Consider the following 18,606-nt stretch of genomic DNA (forward strand, 5'->3'; position numbering starts at 1 on the left):
CTACCTGTCATAAGCCTTGGGCAACGCCCCTTCGGCCGGCGTCGCATAACGGTCGCGCAGGCGGTCCTGCCGCGTCGTCAGCGATTGCGCCTTGCCGTCGATCCACACGCCGGTCGGCCGGCTGCCGAGTTCGAGCGGGTCATTATCCCAGATCACCACATCACCGACCCGGCCCGGGCGCAGCGATCCGATGCTGCCCTCCAGACCGACGGCCCGCGCCGGAGCGCTGCTGATCGACGCAAAGGCCTGGTCCCACGTCAGCCCGCTCGCCCCCGGCACGCGGGCGAGGCCGACAAGATTACCGGCATATTGCGTCGTATAGCCCATCTTGTGCGCATCGTCGTCGTCGAACACCCCGACCGACACATCGACCCCGGCCGCCTTCAACCGCCCGGCGTTCGACTGCGTCGCGCCGAGCCGCTCGAAGCTGTCGGGCAGGTCGCTGAGCGGTGATACCAGCACCGGTGCCTTCGCCGCCGCAATCTCGCGCGCGACCAGCCAGCCTTCGGTGACGCCGACGAGGACGAGCTTCAACGCGGGAAACTCGCCCTTCAGCTTGATGACGTTCAATATATCGGCGGCGCGATCGACGCGCACGAACAGCGGCGTCGTGCCGTCGATCACGCGCACCAGCGCCTCGGCATCGGCGCGCTGGATCATCGCGTCATTGCCCCATTCGGCCAATGTCGCGGGATTGCGGGCAAAGCTGCGCGCCGCGAGCAATTGTTCGCGGAACAGCAGGAAGGTCGCGGCGCGGCTCCCGCCTGCCTTCGCCGATCCCGCCTCGCCGAACGCGACGAACTGCAGCGCGCGCGGCTTGGTCACCATGTCCATGTCGTCGGCAAGGTCGACGACCGCGCCCTGCCCGGCGAACAGATTGCTGCTGCTTTCGGGCGCGACGATCGCGCGCGTGATGCCCGCCGCGCGGTTGACCGCGACGGGCGATCCCATCGGGTTGAGCGCCGGTGCGATGTCGAGCCCCGCCGAAAAGCGCGAGCGGCCCGCCGAACGGTCGTTGGTCCCGCTGACGGCGTCGACTTCGGTCAGCCCGACGCGGCTGAACGCCGCGACGATGCCGGGGGTCACCCATTTGCCCTGCGCATCGATGCGCTCCATGCCGGCCGGCACCGCAACACCGTCGCCCGCGGCAAAAACCTTGCCGCCGCGGATGATCACCGAACCACCCTCGATCGGCGCACTGCCATCGCCGATCACCAGCTTCGCATTGACGATGGCGACGTCCTGCGCGGCGGCGGGAAGCGCGGCCAGCGCCGCGGCGGACAGAAGGAACGCGCGGATCATTTCACATCCCCTTCACCCGGCTGGCCGAGTTCGAAGTCGGTCACCGGCCGCCGTTTCGGATCCTTGGCGTCGAACATCAGCGCGCCGTCGATCCAGACCTTTTCGGGGCGGGTATAAACGCTGAACGGATTGCCGTTCCACAGCACGACATCGGCCATCTTGCCGGGCTTCAGGCTGCCGATCTTGTCGGCCAGCCCGATCGCGCGCGCGGGGTTGATGCCGAGCCAGGTCCATGCCTGCTCGTCGCTGATCTGCATCCCCATGCGGCGACCGGCGGCGAGCGCCTTGGCGGCCTCCTGGTTCAGGCGCTGGATCTGGTTCGCGTCGTCCGAATGGACGATCGTGCACGCGCCTTCCTTGTACATCAGCGCGATATTCTCGGGCACCGCGTCATAAGCTTCCATCTTGAAGCCCCACCAGTCGGCCCACATCGCAGCGCAAATGCCTTCCTTCTTCAAGAGGTCGGCGATCTTATATGCCTCGACCGCATGATGGAACGCCGACACCTTATAGCCGAACTCGTGGCTCATATCGATGACCTGCGCCATTTCGTCGGCGCGGTAGCAATGATTCTGGACGAGGATTTCGCCCGACAGCACCCCCGCGAGCGTTTCCATCGCGAGGTCGCGGTCGACCGCCTTCCCCTCGTCGAGCTTCTTCTTATACGCTGCGGCCTTCGCCCAGGTCTGGCGATCGACCGCCATATTGCCCATGCGGGTCGACGGCATGCGGCCCTTCGCGCCATAGACGCGCTTGGGATTTTCGCCGCACGCCATCTTCAGGCCATAGGGGGCGCCGGGGAATTTCATCCCCTGCACGGTGCGCGACGGCACATTCTTGAGCACGACCGAACGGCCGCCCATCAAATTCGCGCTGCCCGGCAGGATTTCGAGCGTCGTGATGCCCCCGTTGGTCAGCGCCCGCGTAAAGCCCGGATCCTGCGGCCAGACGCTATGTTCGCTCCACACTTCGGCGGTGATCGGGCCGGTCGCTTCATTGCCGTCCGAATGCGCATCGACACTGGGCGACGGATAATCGCCAAGGTGGCTGTGAATGTCGATCACGCCGGGGGTCAGATATTTGCCGGTGCCGTCGATGACGTCGGCGTCGGTGGGCAATTCCATGTCGGAGCCGCCGACGCGGTCGACCTTGCCGCTCGACATCACGATCGACCCATTGTCGATCCGCCCGCCTTCGCCGTCGAAGATCGTGACACCCTTCACTACCGTCAGGCGGGTCGGATATCCCTTGTACGTCGACGGATAAGGATCCTTGTTGAACTTCACCGGCTTCGCCGCCACCGCAGCAGGCTCGTCGCTCGCCGACTTGGTATCGGTGCCACTCGAAGCCCCCGTCGCCGCGCAACCGGCGAACGCCAGCGACACCGCAGCCAGCAGGCTGCCTTTAACGCCGCGGATCATGCGCTTAAACTCCCTTGGGCTCGGGATGGACCCCGGCCGCCTGCGGCTCAGCCTCGCCGATGCCCGCCAAACCGTCTTCGCGATCGCGCAGCGTGTCGAGGTGCATCCACTTCTTCACGATCGGCGACAGGGCGAGCACGACGACGCTGACGCCGATGGTGATCAGGCCGATCTCCCAATAGATGCCCAGCGTCGCTTCCTTCGTCATGCTGCCGCTTTCGCCGCCCGTCGCCTCGCCGATCTTGCCCGCAACGAAATTGCCGACCGCGGTCATGTAGAACCACGCGCCCATGATCAGCGACGCGAGGTAGCTCGGCGCCAGCCGGTTCATCGCGCTGAGGCCGACCGGCGAGAGGCAAAGCTCGCCCGTCGTGTGGAGCAGATACAGCAGGAAGACGAAGACGACCGGCGTCATCGCTTCGGGCCCGACGCTCTGCGCGCCCCAGACGAAGACAAGGAAACCAACGCCGACCTGCGCCAGCGCGATGGCGAATTTCGCCGGCGCCGACGGCTCGAGACCGCGCTTGCCCAGCCATTGCCACAGGCCGGCAAAGACCGGTGCGAAGAGGATGATGTAGATCGGGTTGATCGACTGGAACACCGACGCGGGAACCCCGCCGATGTCGACATAGCGGTCGGTGTAGAGGTTGAAACTGCCGCCCGCCTGCTCGAACAGGCCCCAGAACAGCGGGTTGAGCGCGATCAGGAAAAGGATGGCGAACATGCGCTCGCGCGGTTCCTTGGGCAATTTGAAGCTTTCGTAGAGAACATAGCCGAGCAGCGCGAGGCCCGAGACGATCAGCAGGTTCTGGATGATATCCTGATATTGGATCAGCGCCCACATCACCGCGACCGCGGCGATGCCGGTGCCGTAGACGGTCATTTCCTTGCGCTTCGGCAGCGGCGCCGGCGCCTCGCCCGCGCCAAGCAGGACATTCTTGCCGAGCACGAAGACGATCAGCCCCGCGACCATGCCGATCCCGGCGAGGCCGAAGCCATAGGCCCAGCCGATTTTCTGCCCAAGATAGCCGACAAGGATCGTGCCGAGCGCGGCGCCGGTGTTAATCCCCATATAGAAGATCGTGTAGGCGGCGTCGCGGCGGACGTCGGTCAGGCGATAGAGCTGGCCGACCATCACCGAGATATTCGCCTTGAGAAAGCCCGATCCGACGATGATCAGCGCAAGCGCGAGCCAGAAGATGTTGATCGCGCCGTCAGCCTGCTTGACCGCCGCATCGGTAATCCCGTGATCGCCTTCGAACGCCATGAACAAATGGCCGAGCGCGAGCAGCACCCCGCCGAACACCACCGCCTTGCGCTGTCCCAGATAGCGGTCGGCCAGATAGCCGCCGAGCACGGGGGTGATGTAAACGAGGCTGGTATAGGCGCCATAGATCAGGTTCGATTTGCCATCCGAAAACAGCCAGTGCTGAGTGAGGTAGAAGATCAGCAGCGCACGCATGCCATAGTAGGAGAAACGCTCCCACATCTCGGCGAAGAAGAGCATGTAGAGGCCCTTGGGATGCCCCGCGAACTCGGGCTTCTTGCTACCGGCGATCAACGCGCCGATGGTCAGGAACACCCCCAAAATAACCAGCGCGATGACCGCGATCCAGTCGCCTTCGTCCCAAAGGCCCATCTCTTTCATCTATGCGTCCCTTTTCCCGATTATTTTTTGCGCCGGCTCCCGCCGCGCGAATGGGGCAACCTAGCGCGAAAATTACGCAAGGGAAGAATCTAATTGCGCGTGAAACCGGTTGGATCGGGCCGAAAACTGTTGCGAATGGTTCGCAACACTTGCGCAAACGTCAACAGCGCGCCACATGGTGCGCCATGTTCAACGACCATAGCTCGCTCCTCGCCCATCTCGCCACCCGCCGCTCGGGGAAGGCCCGCGACATGGTTGCGCCCGGCCCCGATTCCGCGCAGCTCAGGGACATCATCGCCCTTGCGCTCCGCACCCCCGATCATGGCAAGCTCGCGCCGTGGCGGATCGTCAACGTGGCCGACGATCAGCGCGAGGCGTTTGCGGCGCTGCTGAAGTCCGCCTGGGTCAGCGAGAATCCCGGCGCGGCGGGGATGGACCTGTCGGCGCTCGACCAGTTCGCGCATCAGGCGCCGACGCTGCTCGTCCTCGTCTCGACCCCCGTCCCGGGCGTCAAAATCCCGGTGTGGGAACAGCAGATGTCGGCGGGTGCCGTCGGCATGAACCTGCTCCATGCCGCGCACGCGCATGGCTTCGTCGGCAGCTGGCTGACCGGATGGGCAGCCTATAGCCCGAACGTCGCCGCCGCGTTCGGCGTAGGCGCGGGCGATACGATCGTCGGCTATTTCTTCCTCGGCACCGCGGGCGGGGAACTCTCCGAACGGCCGCGGCCCGAATATGACGATGTCGTTCGTGCCTGGGACATTTAATTTCAGACAAAAAAGCAAATTTGTAATAGGGTGCGTTTGACTGTGCTGCTGTCTTATGGCATTAAGGCGGCATGCTCGATCAGTCCAAACCCGTGTATCAGCGCCTGCGCGATGTCATCGCCAACGCGATCCTCGACGGCAGCTTCCGCGACGGCGACATGTTGCCGTCGGTCCGCTCGCTCGCGGCGGAGGAAGGCGCAAACCCGCTGACCGTCGCCAAGGCGTATCAGACCTTCCAGGACGAGGGACTGGTCACGGTGAAACGCGGCGTCGGCATGTTCGTCGCACAGGGCGCGACGGACCGGTTGCGGACGCTGATGCGCGAGGATTTCCTCAACAATGTCTGGCCACCTGTCGCCGACCAGATGCGCCGCATCGGACTGGATGCCCGGACCCTGCTCGATTTGACCGAGGCTTGAGTTAGCACTGCGGCCCTACCGCCCGATCTGCCGCGCCTTGTCGCGCAAATCGGCCGCACTCTGAATATCGCCGGCATCCGCCAGCCGGTCGGCGTATAGCCGCATGATCTCCGCATTCAGCGGTTGCAGGCGATAGGCGAGCGCGATCAGCGCGGTCGCACGCCGGCCATCGCCTTTCGCCGCCCACGCCTTCGAAAGCTCGCGCAGCACGACGACGTCGCGATTGCCGATGCGGCGGCGGACACGCTCGAAATGGGCGATCGCCTGGTCCCAATGTTCAAGATCCATCGCAAGGTGCCCGGCCAGCCGGTCGGCGGCGATACTCGACGGCTGGCTGTCGCGCAGCGCGAGGATCGCGGCGCTCGACCCGGCGGTATCCCCCGCGCGAAACAGCGCATGCGCCAGTCGCAAGGTCGTGCGCTCGCCGGCATCGAGGTCGCGCGCGGCGCGATAGGAGCGGACGGCGACCTCAAACTGCCCCCCCGCCATCGCGGCATCGCCGAGCAGGATATGGGCATCGGCGACGCCGCGGTTCGCATCGCGCAATTCGGTCGCCCGCTCGATCGCGCGGCCGCTCTGCCCCGCGGCGATATCGGCCGCGATCGCGGGGATCATCTTGGCGGGATTGAGCGGTTCGGCTTCGGCCGCCATCGACAGGAAACCATAGTCGTTGTCGACCGCGAACGGCGCCGCGTCGCCGCGCGACAGCGATGCGGCGCGCGCCAGATAGTCGGCCGCCTCGCCGCGCCGGCCCAGTTCGGCGGCCACGCGTCCCGCAAGCAGCAGCGACCAGCTGTCGGCATCGTCGCGGTCGACGACCGGGATCAGCGCCTCAGCCGCCCCGTCGGCATCTCCGCCCGCCCAGTCCGCGACCGCGAGGACGCGCCGCGCGGTCATATTATTCGGTTGTTCGGCAAGCAGCCGATCGGCCCAGGTCGCGGCGACCGCTTCACCGCCGAGCTCCAGCTCGACGATCGCGCTGAGCAGCATGAAGGCCGGCACCCCGTCCATCAGCCCGCGCGTCCGCTGCAACAGGCTGCGCGCGAGCCGATAATTGCCCGCGCGTGCGGCGAGCACCGCCTGCAGATAATAGATGCGCGGGTTGCCCGGCGCGATCGCCGCCGCGCGGCGCAACGCGCCGAGCATATCGCGATACCGGCCGAGGTCGCCGAGCGTCGCAGCCTGCTCGATCAGCGCATCGGCATTGTCGGGATCGGCGGCGAGCGCCGCGTCATACCACTCGATCGAGGCATTGAGCCCTTGCTCGGTGCGGATCAGGTTCGCCTTATAGGCGAGTGCCGCGCTATTGTCCTTGTCGAGCTCGATCGCATAATCGACCGCGTCGCGCGCACCCAGCGTGTCGGCATTGGCGTCGCGAAAGCGCGCGACATCGACCCACAGCGCCGATTCACGCGGCAGTTCGCGCACCGCGCGGTCGAACGCATCGCGCGCCGCGCCAAGGTCGCCATTGTCGAGATGGACATTGCCCGCGACCCACGCCGCCTCGCCCATCGCTTGCGGCGCGATCGGCCCCGCATCGAGCGTTTCGAGCGCGCGCGTCCCGTCGCCCTGCAACGCATAGGCCCGGGCGAGCAACGCGCGGAGCGCGCTTTCGTCGCCGCCGGCGCCGATCGCCGCCTGCACCGAAGCCGCGGCCGCCACCCCGTCGCCGAGCCGCAGTGCGACGCGCGCCAGTTCGACCCGCTCGTCGATCGCCTTCGGATTGTCGGCGACCGCCGCCTGCAAATCGGCGCGCCGCTGTTCGAGCGTCTGGCGCGTATCCGCCGGGCGCGCGCCGTCGCACCCGGCCAGCACCGCCGCGATCAGCAGCGCGCTCATCCAGGAACGCCGTCGCGTCATTCAGGCCTGCATCCGATATTGTTTGAGCAGGTCGTAAAGCGTCGGCCGGCTGATCCCGAGCAGCTTCGCCGCGGCCGAGATATTGCCTTCGCTCTGCGTCACCGCGCGGCGGATCGCGACGCGATCGGCCGCCTCGCGCGCGCTGCGCAGGTTCAGCCACGCCTCCTCGCCCGCCGCATCGCCGTCTGTCCCGCCCGACATGTCGAGGTCGCCCCTGGTCACCAGCTTGCCGTCGGCCATGATGACCGCGCGCTTGATCCGGTTTTCGAGCTCGCGGACATTCCCCGGCCAGCGCCCCTCGTCGATCGCCTGCAACGCGTCGGGCGCGAAACCGCGCACGCCGGGGTTCATCTCCGGCGCATATTGGTGCAGGAAATGCCGCGCGAGCAGCACCGCGTCGCCCGGCCGTTCCGCAAGCGACGGGATTTTCACCACCATCTCGGCGAGCCGGTAATAAAGATCGTCGCGAAAACTCTGCACCGCGATCATCGCATCGAGATCGCGGTGCGTCGCGCACACGATGCGGGTGTCGACCGCGATCGGCCGCCGCCCGCCGATCCGCTCGATCGTTCGCTCCTGCAGGAAGCGGAGCAATTTGACCTGCAGCGGCAGCGGAATGTCGCCGACCTCGTCGAGGAACAACGTCCCGCCATGCGCAAGTTCGATCTTGCCCTCGGTCGTCTTGACCGCGCCGGTGAACGCGCCCTTTTCATGCCCGAACAATTCGCTTTCGAGCAGATTTTCGGGAATTGCGGCGCAATTGATCGCGACGAACGCGCCGTCGCGGCGCCCGCTCGCCTCGTGCAATCCGCGCGCCAGCAATTCCTTGCCCGTCCCGCTCGCGCCGAGCAGCATGACACTGACGCCCAGGTTCGCAACCCGCTCGATCGTCCGCGCCACCTTCTGCATCTCGGGCGCGCCGGTGATCATCCCGCCGAGCACGCGATTGTCACTCGCCCCCTGCTCGGCCAGCCGGGCGTTTTCGACTTCCAGTTCGCGCACATGAAAGGCGCGGCGGACGATCAGCCCCAGTTCCTCGATATCGATCGGTTTCTGGTAGAAATCCCACGCCCCGTTCGCGATTGCGGTCAGCGCGCTCGCGCGTTCACCATGCCCCGACACCACGATCACCTTGGTGTCGGGCTTCATCTCCAGGATCGCCTTCAGCGTCCGGAAGCCTTCGCGCGTTCCGTCGGGATCGGGCGGCAATCCCAGGTCGAGCGTCACCACCGCCGGCTCTTCGGCGCGCAGCAGTTCGATTGCGCCGTCATGGTCGCCCGCGATCAGGACCATATATCCCTCATACGCCCATTTGAGCTGCGCCTGCAGCCCCGGATCATCCTCGACGATCAGCAGCTTGGGCAGCGATTTGGGAAGGTCGGAGCCGGTCTCGCTCATGGCTTTGCCACTTTCATCATCGGTTCGGGCGACCCCATATCGCCCCGCGTATCGGCCACCGGCAGCCACAGCGAAAAATTGCTGCCGCGTCCGGGCTCGCTCGCCACGTCGATCGTCCCGCCCATCGCCTGTGCCAGCCCGAGCGCCTCGAACGCGCCAAGGCCGAAACCCGCGTCCTTCGTCGACACGAAGGGCTTGAACAGTTCCTCGCGGATGAAGGCCCGGCTCATCCCGGTCCCTTCGTCGATCACGTCGATGCGGACGCGCCCCTGCTCGCCCGTCGCGACGATCTGGACCGGGCTGTTCGCCGGCGAGGCATCGATCGCATTGGCGGCAAGATGCTGGACGATCTGGCGGATCGAGGCCGCATCGCCCCACGCGGCAAGCCCCGCCTGGCAGCTGACGAACAGGGCCCGCCGCGGCCGCACTTCCGCCGCCACCGCCTGCAACAGCGGTTCGACCAGCACGCGTTCGGCTTCCGCCGCGCGGCCACGCGCGCGCGGCGAGAGGCGGACGAGCAGATCGGACAGGCGCCCCGCCGAAATCTTCAGCGTTTCGATCATGTCGGCGCGAAATTCGGGTTTGTCGGCATGCCGCTCGGCATTGCGCGCGAGCAGGCTGAGCTGGCTCGCCAGATTCTTGATGTCGTGCATGATGAAGGCGAAGCGACGGTTGAACTCGTCGAAACGCCGCGCTTCCGACAAGGCCTGCTGGCTCTGCGCTTCGGCAAGATAGGAAGCCGCCTGCTGCCCCGCGATACGCAGCACGTCGAGATCTTCCCAGTCGAGCGCACGCGAAATACCGGGCCGCTGGAGAATGACGACCGCGATCATGCGCTGGAAATGCAATATCGGCACGACCACCCACGCGCCCGGATCGGCGATCAGCCAGTCGGGGATCGCCAGATCGGCGTTCGGTCCCGTCGTCGTCCCCCGGCGCAGCGTGTCGAGTTCGACGATATGCCGCGTTTCCTGGAGCATGAAAGCCGACCGCAGCGACAGCGTCGCCCCGTCCGGGCCGTCCGCGCCGCCGGTCGGCCAATGCCAATGGTCGGTAACGCGAAAACCGCCGAGCGCGTCGGGCCGCATCAGCAGCGCCCCCGGGCTGCCGGTCAGTTCGGCGAGCGCTTTCGCGACGCGCCGGTGAAGATTGCCGTCGTCGGGTTCGGACGGTTCGCCCGCCTGCCCCCCGCCATCGCCCAGCGTTGCGGTGAAGCGCATCCATTCGGCGCGATAATCATAGCGATGCTCAAAGAAATGCTTCGATATCATCACCGAAAGCCACGCCCGCGCGCGGCGCGACACGAACAATAACCCGCCGGCGCCAAGGGCGACGATCAGGAAGATACCCTGCGCCAGATTGCCGTAATCGCCGCCGACAAGCCGCGCGATCGCGCCAGTCAGCCCGATCAGGATCAGATAGGCGGCGGCGCCCAGCAGGATGATCGTGCGCATCGCCGCGGTGCGCGAGAGCTGCATCCGTTCGCGCCCGATATCCATCGCCGCCACGACGTAAGTCGGCAGGGTCAACAGCGCCATCGCCGGCAGCAGCTGGATCAGCGTCGACGCCGGCTTGCCGGTCAGGGCGCCAAGCAACTGGAAATTGAGTTCATACCCCCACAGCATGGCAAAGCCGCCCGCGACCGCCATCGCCGGCATCCGCAGCGCGCTGCTCCCGTGGCGCGCGCCGCCGTCGATGATCAGCAGCCCGCCCGACGCGACGATCATCGCCGCAATTTCCACCATCGGGCGGATCCATGCCCCCGCCGCCGCGCCTTCGCGCCAATAGGCGGCTACGCCCGAAACGAAGCTGAGCAGGCTGATCGCGACGAGCAACCGCGCGATCAGGCGCAGCGGGCGCGGCATCGGCGCAGCGGGCGACCAGAAACTCGCGCCCAGCCAGCCGAGCATCGCGGCGTTGCGCACCGCCTGCGCCACCAGCGCCTCGGACGAACCGGGATCGAAAAGATAGAGCGTCGCACACCAGAATGCGCTCGCGCCGGCAGCGGCGATCAGCCAGCGCGGCGCCGGCACCAGCACCGCCATCCGCGCACGCGGCCGCGACAGCAGCCACAGCGTGACCCCGACGAAACCGACCAGCGCGAGCGCGGCGAGGATATGCGAAGCGCCCCCCAGCAGCATGGTCAGCGCGCTCCCTCCGGCCACAGCACGACGCGGACCGTCTGGAGCAGGATCAACAGGTCGAGGAAGGGCGAGTAATTTTTCGCATAATAAAGGTCATATTCAAGCTTCACGCGCGCATCCTCGACCGACGCGCCATAGGGATAATTGATCTGCGCCCAGCCCGTCAGCCCGGGCTTCACCATGTGCCGTTCGGCATAGAATGGCAGCTGCAGCTCGAGCTCTTCGACAAAGCTCGGCCGCTCGGGGCGCGGCCCGACGAAGCTCATGTCGCCTTTCAGCACGCACCAGAGCTGCGGCAGCTCGTCGATGCGAAGCTTGCGGATGATATTGCCGACGCGGGTGATCCGCGGGTCGTTCTCGCTTGCCCACACCGCCTTGCCAGCCGCCTCGGCGTCAGTGCGCATCGACCGGATTTTCAGGATATCATAGGGCTCGCCGAACATGCCGACGCGCGACTGGCGATAGAAAATAGGGCCCTTGCTGTCGAGTTTCACCGCGATGGCGGCGATCAGCATCAGCGGCAGGCCGATCACGAGCACGGCAAGGCTGGCGAGAATGTCGAACACCCGCTTGCCCGCTTTCGAAATCCGCTGTCCGGCCGAAAAGCCGTCGGAAAAGATGAGCCCGCTGGGATTGGTCGTCGCCAGGTCGACACGCCCCGTCTCGCGCTCGATAAAGCTCGCGATGTCGTTGACATGGACCCCCGTCGTCTTGACGCGCAACAGGTCGGCAAGCGGTAACGCGTTGCGCCGCTCTTCGAGCGCCAGCACGACCTCGCCCGCGCTCAGCGCAACGACATGATCCGACAGGTTCGGAATCTTCTCGCGCGGAACGGCGCCCGCCATCGTCTTTTCGAAATCGGCCATCGCGACGAAGCCGGCGATCGTCAGCCCGCTCCCCGGCTGATCGGCCAGCGCCTGCAATCGCGCCGCCCGCGGTCCGGCGCCGAGCACCAGGATGCGGCGGCGAAAGGCGTCGGGTGCCGCGGTCTGGGTCAGCGCGAGCCGGATCAGCGACAGCGCGGTGATCGCGAGGCCCATCGCATAAAGGCTGTTCGCGCGCCACAGGGTCACCGTCGGCAGCAGGAAGCCGAGCACGGCAATGAAGATGACGCCAAGCGAGACCGCGACGAGCAGGCGTGCGGTCGCAAAGCGCATCGAACGCAGCGCCTCGGTCCCGTACATGCCGGTCGCCATCATGCCGAGCGAATTGGCGATCGCAAAGGTCGCGATCGGCAGCCAGCGGTCGCCGAGCGGACCCGCGTCGAAACCGGCCTGCTGCGCATAAATATGCCACGCCCCCTCCGCCGAGCCGAGCAAGGCGAGGAAATCGACCAGCGCCAGCCAGACGACCGCATAGGGGACATAATGTTTGAACAGTCTGAACATGAAACCGCTGCGCCCTTCCGGGCTGCGACACTAGCTGCCAGGGGTGAAGTGTCGGTTAATTTTACACTCGCTTATGCCACGGGCGCGCCGGTGGCAAATCGAAAGCAGACGGGTGACGGAGTGGGGAGCCAGGACAGATGATCAGGCACGGCTGTTTTCGGCCCGGAGTTGCCGTCCCGTCCATCGTCACCCCGGACTTGATCCGGGGTGACGATAGACCTCGAAAACCGTCGGCGCCCTCAAAAAAAGCGGAATCCCGGGTCAAGCCCGGGATGACGAAAGTGGGTGGTGCCTATGGCAGCTCCCCACCCCAATGCCACCGTCCGTCTCAGCTATTCGCGCTACTGCGGTGGCGTGGGCGCTGCCGGCGGCGCCTCCCCCGGACGGCTTTCGTTGATCGGCAGCTTCAGGTCGATGCGCGTGCCGCCGATTTCGGTCGATATCACGGCATTGCCGTCCTGAACCCCGACGCGCGTCGTCTCGCCGATCGGGACCGCGCCGATATCGGGGATATCGAGCGGCTGGACCGGACCGGCGGGATTCTTCGCCGGCGCCGCCGGGCGCTTCTTCGTCCCCGCCGCGCCGGTCATGAAATCGCGCCAGATGCGCGCTGGCGCGCCGCCCCCCGAAACGCCGCGCAGCGGTGAATTGTCGTCATTGCCGATCCATATCCCGACGACGAGGCCGTTTGCATAGCCGACGAACAGCGCGTCGCGATTGTCCTGGCTCGTCCCGGTCTTGCCGAAATTCGCCTGCGGCAGCCGCGCCGCGCGCCCGGTCCCGCGATTGACCGCGGCGCGAAGCATCTGCTCGATATCGTCATGCACACCCGATCCGAAGCTGTCGGGGCCCGAGAACAGGCGCTCGAACCAGCCCGGCTCGTCGGTCTTGAAGGCATGCGGGACGACAGGATAGCTGTTCGCCGCGACGCCCGCATAGGCTGCCGTGAGTTCGAGCAAGGTCATGCTCGATGTGCCGAGCGCGAGGCTCGGGTCGCCCTTGGCAAGCGGTGCGGTGACGCCAAGGTCGCGTGCCATGTCGATCACCTTGTCATCACCGACCTCACGCAGCAGGCGGACGGCGGCGACGTTGCTCGACGCGGCAAAGGCATCCTCGAGCGTGATCGTCCTGGAATAGGCCTCGCCTGCATTTTTCGGCCGGTAGGATCCGGTTTCGATCGGACCGTTGTCGATCACATCATCGGGGTCCCACCCGGCCCGCAGCGCCGCGAGATAGACGAACAGCTTGAAGGTCGATCCGGGCTGGCGCTGCGCCTGCGTCACGCGGTTGAAGGGCGAATCGGCATAGTCGCGCCCGCCGACCATTGCGACGACCTCGCCATTGGGACGCATCGCGACCAGCGCGACCTGTGCCTTGCCAAGGCTCGCGCCGTTGATCGCGCGGCGCGCCGCCGCCTGCAGCCGCGAATCGAGCGTCGTGCGGATCGTCTGCCGCGCATATCCGACGTCGCTGAGCTTGCGCGCCTCGGGCAGCGCCCAGTCGGCGAAATAAGTGCCGGTGGGTAGCGTATTGCGACTGCGCACGTCGATCCGCGGCGTCCGCAGCGCCTTCGCCTCGCCCGCGGTCAGATAGCCGGTGTCGACCATCGCACCGACGACCAGCCGCATCCGCTTTTCGGCAAGGTCGGGATTGCGCGTCGGCGCGAGGCGTGAAGGCGCCTGGACGAGCCCCGCGAGCATCGCTGCCTGCGCGGGGGTCAGCTTTTCGGGCTGGCGGTAGAAATAATGCATCGACGCGGCGCGCAGGCCGTAAGTGTTGTCGCCGAAATAGGCGTTCGACAGATAGCGTTCGAGAATCTCGTCCTTGCTCAGCCACGCCTCGAGCCAGAAGGCGATCATTGCCTCGCGCGCCTTGCGCCCGAGCGTGCGCTTGGGGGTGAGGAAGGTGAATTTCGCCAGCTGCTGGGTGATCGTGCTGCCGCCCTGCGTGCGCCCGCCGGTGATATTGCTCCACACCGCGCGCGCGACACTGCGCGGATCGACGCCCCAATGGCTGTAGAACCGCCGGTCCTCGATCGCGAGAAAGGCGCCGGTGACATGTTTGGGCAGATCCTTTGCCTTCACCGGCGTGTCGACGATCGCCCCGATCCGCGCGATCGGGGTGCCGTCCGACGCGAGCAAGGTGATCTGCGGCGGTGCGATCGGTTCGAGCGACTTCGACAGCGGCGCGGTGATCGCGAGCCAGCCGACAAGCAGGATGAAGAGGATCGCGAAGACGGCAAAACCGCGCGAGATACGGCGCAGCCATCTGCGGCGCGGCGAGAGCGGAACCTCGGGTGCCGGCAACGCCGCATCGGGCAGAGGCAAGCCGCCCACCGGGACGGGTTCGGGCTGGGACGCGGCGGCGGGACGGCGACGAAAAAACAACATGCGTGGGCCCGTATTAAACAGGCAACACAGCATAAGCAAATATCTTGGGCCGGCGCCGCGTCGCGCGGCGACGGCTCCCTATCCCGGGGTTCAGGCCATTTTCACCGCCGTCCAGCGCTCGATCACCGATTCCAGGACAGAAATCGGCATCGCGCCCGCCGACAGCGCCGTGTCGTGGAAACCGCGCAGGTCGAACCTGTCGCCAAGCGTCGCCCGCGCCTTTTCGCGGATCGCGACCCAGCTCGTCTGCCCGACCATATAGCTCGTCGCCTGCCCCGGCCACACGCAATAGCGTTCGATTTCGGTGATGTTCGACGGCTCGGGGGTGCCCAGCGCCTCGTTATAATATTGGATCGCCTTTTCGCGCGTCCACCGGAAATGGTGGAGCCCGGTGTCGACGACAAGCCGCGCGGCGCGGAACATATAGCTTTGCAGATAGCCGAGCCGCCCCCACGCATCCTTTTCATACATGCCCATCTCGTCGGCGAGCTGCTCGGCATACAGCCCCCAGCCCTCGGTGTAGACCGAATAGGCGGGCAGACGGCGCAGCCGCGGAATCCCCGTCGCTTCCTGTGCCAGCGCGATCTTATGATGATGCCCCGGCGACGCCTCATGATAGGTCAGCGTCGGCAGCGTCCAGCTCGGGTTTTCGGCGGTGTCGCGCAGGTTGATGTAATAGGCGCCGGGGCGCGACCCGTCGGGCGCGGGCATCTGATAATAGCCGCCCGTCGCGCCGGCCTCGATGTCGGGCGGCACGCGGCGGATGTCGACCTTCGCCTTCGGCAGCCGGCCGAACGCCTCGGGCAGGCGGCGCTGAACCTCTTGCACCTGCTCGTTCAATTTGGCGATCAGTTCCGCTTTCCCCGCGTCGGTGTTGGGGTAGAGGAAGCGCGGATCCTTGCCGAGTGCGCGAAGCCGCTCGGCAACGCTGCCCTTCGTCATTCCCTGCGCCTTGAAGATCGCATCGGCGCGCGACGTCAGTTCGGCCATGCGATCGAGACCGAGCTTGTGCACCTCCTCGGCGCTCATCCCCGTCGTCGTCGCATAGCGCAGCGCATAGGCGTAATATTCGTCGCCCTTGGGCAGGCGCCAGACGCCGGCATCGTGCGTGGCGCGCGGGCGGACGGCCTTGAGCTCTGCCGCCTGACGCTGCATCGCGGGATAGATTTTGCGCTCGACGATCGCGGCGCAACGCGCGGCCCAGTCGCCGGCGATATCCTTCGTCTTCGCCTGGATATTGGTGGTCAGCGCATTGGCGGCCGCGGCGGGCGCCATGATGCTGGCGAACTGGACGAGGGTGCGGTCGATGACGAAATCGGGCGGCAGAATCCCCGCGGCATGATCGGCCTTGATCCGCCCCGTTTCATTGTCGAGCTGGACCGCGAAATCGGCGCAGCGTGCCAGATAGGCCTCGGCATCGGCGCTGCCCGCAATGCTGTGCTGGTTGATCAGGAAATCGGGGATCGAACGATAGCTGCCGCTCAGCTGCGTCACCGGATGCGGTTCGGGCCAGCTGTGCAGGCCATAGGTGAAGCTGTCATAAGCCTTCACATAATCTTCCCACGGCCCGCGGAAGGTTTCGTAATTGACGAGGTCCATCCCCGAAAGCTTTGAGACATCGATCTTTTTCAGTTCGGCAAGGCCGGTGCGATAGAGATCGTGACCCTGTTCGATACCCGCGGGCGAGCGGTCGGCGAGCTTCGATTTCGCCGCGGCGCGATCACCCTTGTCGAGCCCGAGCGCGGTGGCGAATTCGGGATCCTGATCGACCATCATGTCGTAAATGCGCTCGTAAAGCGCGGTCAACTTTGCCCCCTCCCCGCCCGATGTCCCGGCGAGCATCGCGCGCGCGGGTGATTTGATGCCGGCAAGGGCGGATGTCGCGGCCAGCGTGGCGAGCAACGTGCGGCGATCGAGCATGGTGGAGTCTCCGTATAGCGTGTATTAGCTGACTATAACAGAGTGGGTCGATGCTGTCTTGTATCCACTTGATCCCGTCGCCACCAACCCGGCGTCGCGCCGGTCAACCGCGCGACCGCGTGCGTCATATGCGACTGGTCGGTAAAATGCAGACGGTGCGCGACATCGGCGAACGGCTCGCCACCGCCCCGCGCCGCGCGAAAGGCGGCGCGGGCACGGACGTCGGCGCGATACGCCTTGGGCGTGCAATCATAGGCAGCGCGAAAACCGCGACTCAACGTCTCGGCGCGCACGCCATGCCGGTCGGCCCAGTCGGCGAGCAGGAAGGGTTCGAGGCCGCGCAGGTCGGCGGCAAGCATATCGGGCCAGTCGAGCAGCGTGCTTGCCCGGGCGGCAAAGCCTTCGGAAAGCAGCGCCGAGGCGGCGCGCGGATCGCGCGCGGCGAGCCGGACGAGCCGGTCGGGGTCGGCGGTGTGGCCGTATAGATGCGGACTTGCCGCCATATCGGCGGGCAGGTCGAGGATCAGGACGCGCGCGCCCACCGCGTCGAAGCGGTTGAGATGCGATTCGAACGCGTGGTGGATCAGCACGTCGCCGGGGCGAACATTCCAGCGCCCCTCGTCGCCGGCTTCCTGATAGCCGCCCTCCAGTACCACCGCCGCGAACGGCACGTCATGGCAATGGCGCGCGCGCCGTTCCTGCGCACCGTGATGTAGCAAGCCGATCGGCGCAGCGGCGAAGCAGGAGGCCACGGACATCGCGCCTATTCGCGCGCCTTGGCCGCCGCACGAACGTCCTGCGATCGGGCGAGCGGCATCACCAATATGTCGTCGCCGTCGACGATCACCGCGACATGCTCCATCCCGACCAGCGACACCCGCTTGCCGCCCGCGCGAACCAGATTGCCGCGCGAATCGTGGAGGAAAGCGTCACCGGCCACGGCATTGCCCCCGTCGTCCTTACCCTCGGCGAGCGCATGCACCGCGTGCCAGCTGCCGAGATCGGACCAGCCCATCGCGACGGGGACCACGGCGGTGCGGTCCTCCCTCTCCATCACGGCATAGTCGATCGAATCGCTGGGCGCTCGTTCGAAGGCGATGGCATCGGCGTAGAGCGCATCGCCGTCGCGCATTCCCGCCGCGACCGCCTTGTCCGCGGCCTCGAAAATCGCGCGGCAATGGGTCAGCATGGCATCGCGCATTCGCCCGGCGCGGAACAGGAAAATACCTGCATTCCAGTTATATCCACCTGCGGCGAGCATCCGTTCAGCCTCTTCGAGCGGCGGCTTCTCGACAAAGCGGTCGACCGCGAAGCCCCAATCTTCGCCGCCGCCGCCGAGCGGGCGACCGCTCGCGATATAACCGAATCCGGTGTCGGGCCGGTCAGGGGTGATGCCAAAGGTCACGAGCCGGTCCTGCTGCGCCAGCCCCACCGCCTTCGCGATCGCGGCGTGAAAGGCGGGCACGTCGGCGATGACATGATCGCTGGGCATGACGAGCAGTAGCGTATCGGCATCGGCCTGCGCGACCGCGAGCGCGATCGCCGCCGCCGTGCCGCGCGGCATCGGTTCGACGATCAGCGCCGCCTCGCGGTCGCCCAGTTGCTCGCGAACGGTCGCGACATGGCTGTCGCCGCACAGGATTTGCGGCGGCAGGAAATCGCGGCCCGCCGGCGTGCGCGCCACCGTTTGCTGAAACAGGCTCGCTTCGCCCGCAAGCGGCAGGAACTGCTTGGCGCGCGTACCGCGCGATTCGGGCCAAAGCCGCGTTCCCGCGCCACCGCACAGGATGACGGGTTGGATAAGCAGGGTCATGCCACGCAACCTATCGCCTCGCACGGCGGCGGTCACCCCATATCGCGCGGCAAGGCGGATTTGGGTTATCGATCGGGCAAGAATGACGGTTTCGGGGGTGGGAAGCGGCCGTTGCTTCGCCCATCCTCGTCATCCC

General features: G+C 66.4%; 13 protein-coding genes. 2 read left to right on the top strand and 11 right to left on the bottom strand.

Going from position 1 to position 18,606, the window contains the following annotated elements:
• From FHR22_RS08670 to FHR22_RS08680, 3 genes are read right to left on the bottom strand one after another with little or no spacing between them, the layout of a single operon-like run.
• Positions 1-1,302 (bottom strand): amidohydrolase family protein, encoded by a 1,302-nt coding sequence (locus FHR22_RS08670; protein ID WP_166941172.1) that lies wholly within the window; start codon positions 1,300-1,302, stop codon positions 1-3.
• Positions 1,299-2,723: an amidohydrolase gene (locus FHR22_RS08675; protein WP_166941174.1), complete on the bottom strand. Its 1,425-nt coding sequence runs from the start codon at positions 2,721-2,723 to the stop codon at positions 1,299-1,301. Before FHR22_RS08675 ends, FHR22_RS08670 begins: the two co-directional genes overlap by 4 nt.
• A 4-nt stretch (positions 2,724-2,727) precedes the next feature.
• Positions 2,728-4,371: a peptide MFS transporter gene (locus tag FHR22_RS08680; protein WP_166941176.1), complete on the bottom strand. Its 1,644-nt coding sequence runs from the start codon at positions 4,369-4,371 to the stop codon at positions 2,728-2,730.
• A gap of 185 nt (positions 4,372-4,556) precedes the next feature.
• Between FHR22_RS08680 and FHR22_RS08685 the strand changes: the two genes are divergently transcribed.
• Complete coding sequence (locus tag FHR22_RS08685) at positions 4,557-5,138, top strand: nitroreductase family protein (RefSeq protein WP_166942558.1); 582 nt, start codon at positions 4,557-4,559, stop codon at positions 5,136-5,138.
• 71 nt (positions 5,139-5,209) lie between these two features.
• Positions 5,210-5,557, top strand: a complete 348-nt coding sequence (locus tag FHR22_RS08690; protein WP_166941178.1) for a GntR family transcriptional regulator — start codon at positions 5,210-5,212, stop codon at positions 5,555-5,557.
• 15 nt (positions 5,558-5,572) lie between these two features.
• On the opposite strand, the gene FHR22_RS08695 is transcribed toward FHR22_RS08690, so the two are convergent.
• From FHR22_RS08695 to FHR22_RS08730, 8 genes are all read right to left on the bottom strand, one after another.
• Positions 5,573-7,396, bottom strand: coding sequence for a tetratricopeptide repeat protein (locus FHR22_RS08695; RefSeq protein WP_243853622.1), 1,824 nt, complete (start codon positions 7,394-7,396; stop codon positions 5,573-5,575).
• Positions 7,397-7,417: 21 nt separating this feature from the next.
• The gene (prsR, locus tag FHR22_RS08700; RefSeq protein WP_166941182.1) at positions 7,418-8,815 is read right to left on the bottom strand and encodes a PEP-CTERM-box response regulator transcription factor; all 1,398 of its coding nucleotides are present in this window, start codon (positions 8,813-8,815) and stop codon (positions 7,418-7,420) included.
• Positions 8,812-10,956, bottom strand: a complete 2,145-nt coding sequence (prsK, locus tag FHR22_RS08705; protein WP_208417595.1) for an XrtA/PEP-CTERM system histidine kinase PrsK — start codon at positions 10,954-10,956, stop codon at positions 8,812-8,814. The genes prsR and prsK overlap by 4 nt, the downstream gene beginning before the upstream one ends.
• A 2-nt stretch (positions 10,957-10,958) precedes the next feature.
• Entirely contained in the window at positions 10,959-12,347 is a 1,389-nt protein-coding gene (locus FHR22_RS08710; protein WP_166941186.1) for a TIGR03013 family XrtA/PEP-CTERM system glycosyltransferase, read from the bottom strand.
• Between the two features lie 341 nt (positions 12,348-12,688).
• Positions 12,689-14,737 carry a transglycosylase domain-containing protein gene (locus FHR22_RS08715; protein ID WP_166941188.1) on the bottom strand — a complete coding sequence of 683 codons (2,049 nt, stop codon included), beginning with the start codon at positions 14,735-14,737 and terminating at the stop codon, positions 12,689-12,691.
• 90 nt (positions 14,738-14,827) lie between these two features.
• On the bottom strand, positions 14,828-16,657 hold the full coding sequence (locus tag FHR22_RS08720; RefSeq protein WP_166941190.1) for a DUF885 domain-containing protein: 1,830 nt from the start codon (positions 16,655-16,657) through the stop codon (positions 14,828-14,830).
• A 32-nt stretch (positions 16,658-16,689) separates the two neighbouring features.
• Positions 16,690-17,415: a helix-turn-helix domain-containing protein gene (locus FHR22_RS08725; protein ID WP_166941192.1), complete on the bottom strand. Its 726-nt coding sequence runs from the start codon at positions 17,413-17,415 to the stop codon at positions 16,690-16,692.
• Positions 17,416-17,420: 5 nt separating this feature from the next.
• Positions 17,421-18,470: a mannose-1-phosphate guanylyltransferase gene (locus FHR22_RS08730; RefSeq protein WP_166941194.1), complete on the bottom strand. Its 1,050-nt coding sequence runs from the start codon at positions 18,468-18,470 to the stop codon at positions 17,421-17,423.
• Positions 18,471-18,606: the final 136 nt, after the last annotated feature.

The sequence above is a fragment of the Sphingopyxis panaciterrae genome (assembly GCF_011762125.1).
Taxonomy (GTDB): domain Bacteria; phylum Pseudomonadota; class Alphaproteobacteria; order Sphingomonadales; family Sphingomonadaceae; genus Sphingopyxis; species Sphingopyxis panaciterrae.

Coding starts and splice junctions, on each gene's coding strand:
- FHR22_RS08690 (WP_166941178.1), top strand. CDS start 5,210: ATGCTCGATCAGTCCAAACCCGTGTATCAGCGCCTGCGCGATGTCATC.
- FHR22_RS08715 (WP_166941188.1), bottom strand. CDS start 14,737: ATGTTGTTTTTTCGTCGCCGTCCCGCCGCCGCGTCCCAGCCCGAACCC.
- FHR22_RS08720 (WP_166941190.1), bottom strand. CDS start 16,657: ATGCTCGATCGCCGCACGTTGCTCGCCACGCTGGCCGCGACATCCGCC.
- FHR22_RS08725 (WP_166941192.1), bottom strand. CDS start 17,415: ATGTCCGTGGCCTCCTGCTTCGCCGCTGCGCCGATCGGCTTGCTACAT.
- FHR22_RS08710 (WP_166941186.1), bottom strand. CDS start 12,347: ATGTTCAGACTGTTCAAACATTATGTCCCCTATGCGGTCGTCTGGCTG.
- prsR (WP_166941182.1), bottom strand. CDS start 8,815: ATGAGCGAGACCGGCTCCGACCTTCCCAAATCGCTGCCCAAGCTGCTG.
- FHR22_RS08680 (WP_166941176.1), bottom strand. CDS start 4,371: ATGAAAGAGATGGGCCTTTGGGACGAAGGCGACTGGATCGCGGTCATC.
- FHR22_RS08695 (WP_243853622.1), bottom strand. CDS start 7,396: ATGAGCGCGCTGCTGATCGCGGCGGTGCTGGCCGGGTGCGACGGCGCG.
- prsK (WP_208417595.1), bottom strand. CDS start 10,956: ATGCTGCTGGGGGGCGCTTCGCATATCCTCGCCGCGCTCGCGCTGGTC.
- FHR22_RS08675 (WP_166941174.1), bottom strand. CDS start 2,723: ATGATCCGCGGCGTTAAAGGCAGCCTGCTGGCTGCGGTGTCGCTGGCG.
- FHR22_RS08730 (WP_166941194.1), bottom strand. CDS start 18,470: ATGACCCTGCTTATCCAACCCGTCATCCTGTGCGGTGGCGCGGGAACG.
- FHR22_RS08670 (WP_166941172.1), bottom strand. CDS start 1,302: ATGATCCGCGCGTTCCTTCTGTCCGCCGCGGCGCTGGCCGCGCTTCCC.
- FHR22_RS08685 (WP_166942558.1), top strand. CDS start 4,557: ATGTTCAACGACCATAGCTCGCTCCTCGCCCATCTCGCCACCCGCCGC.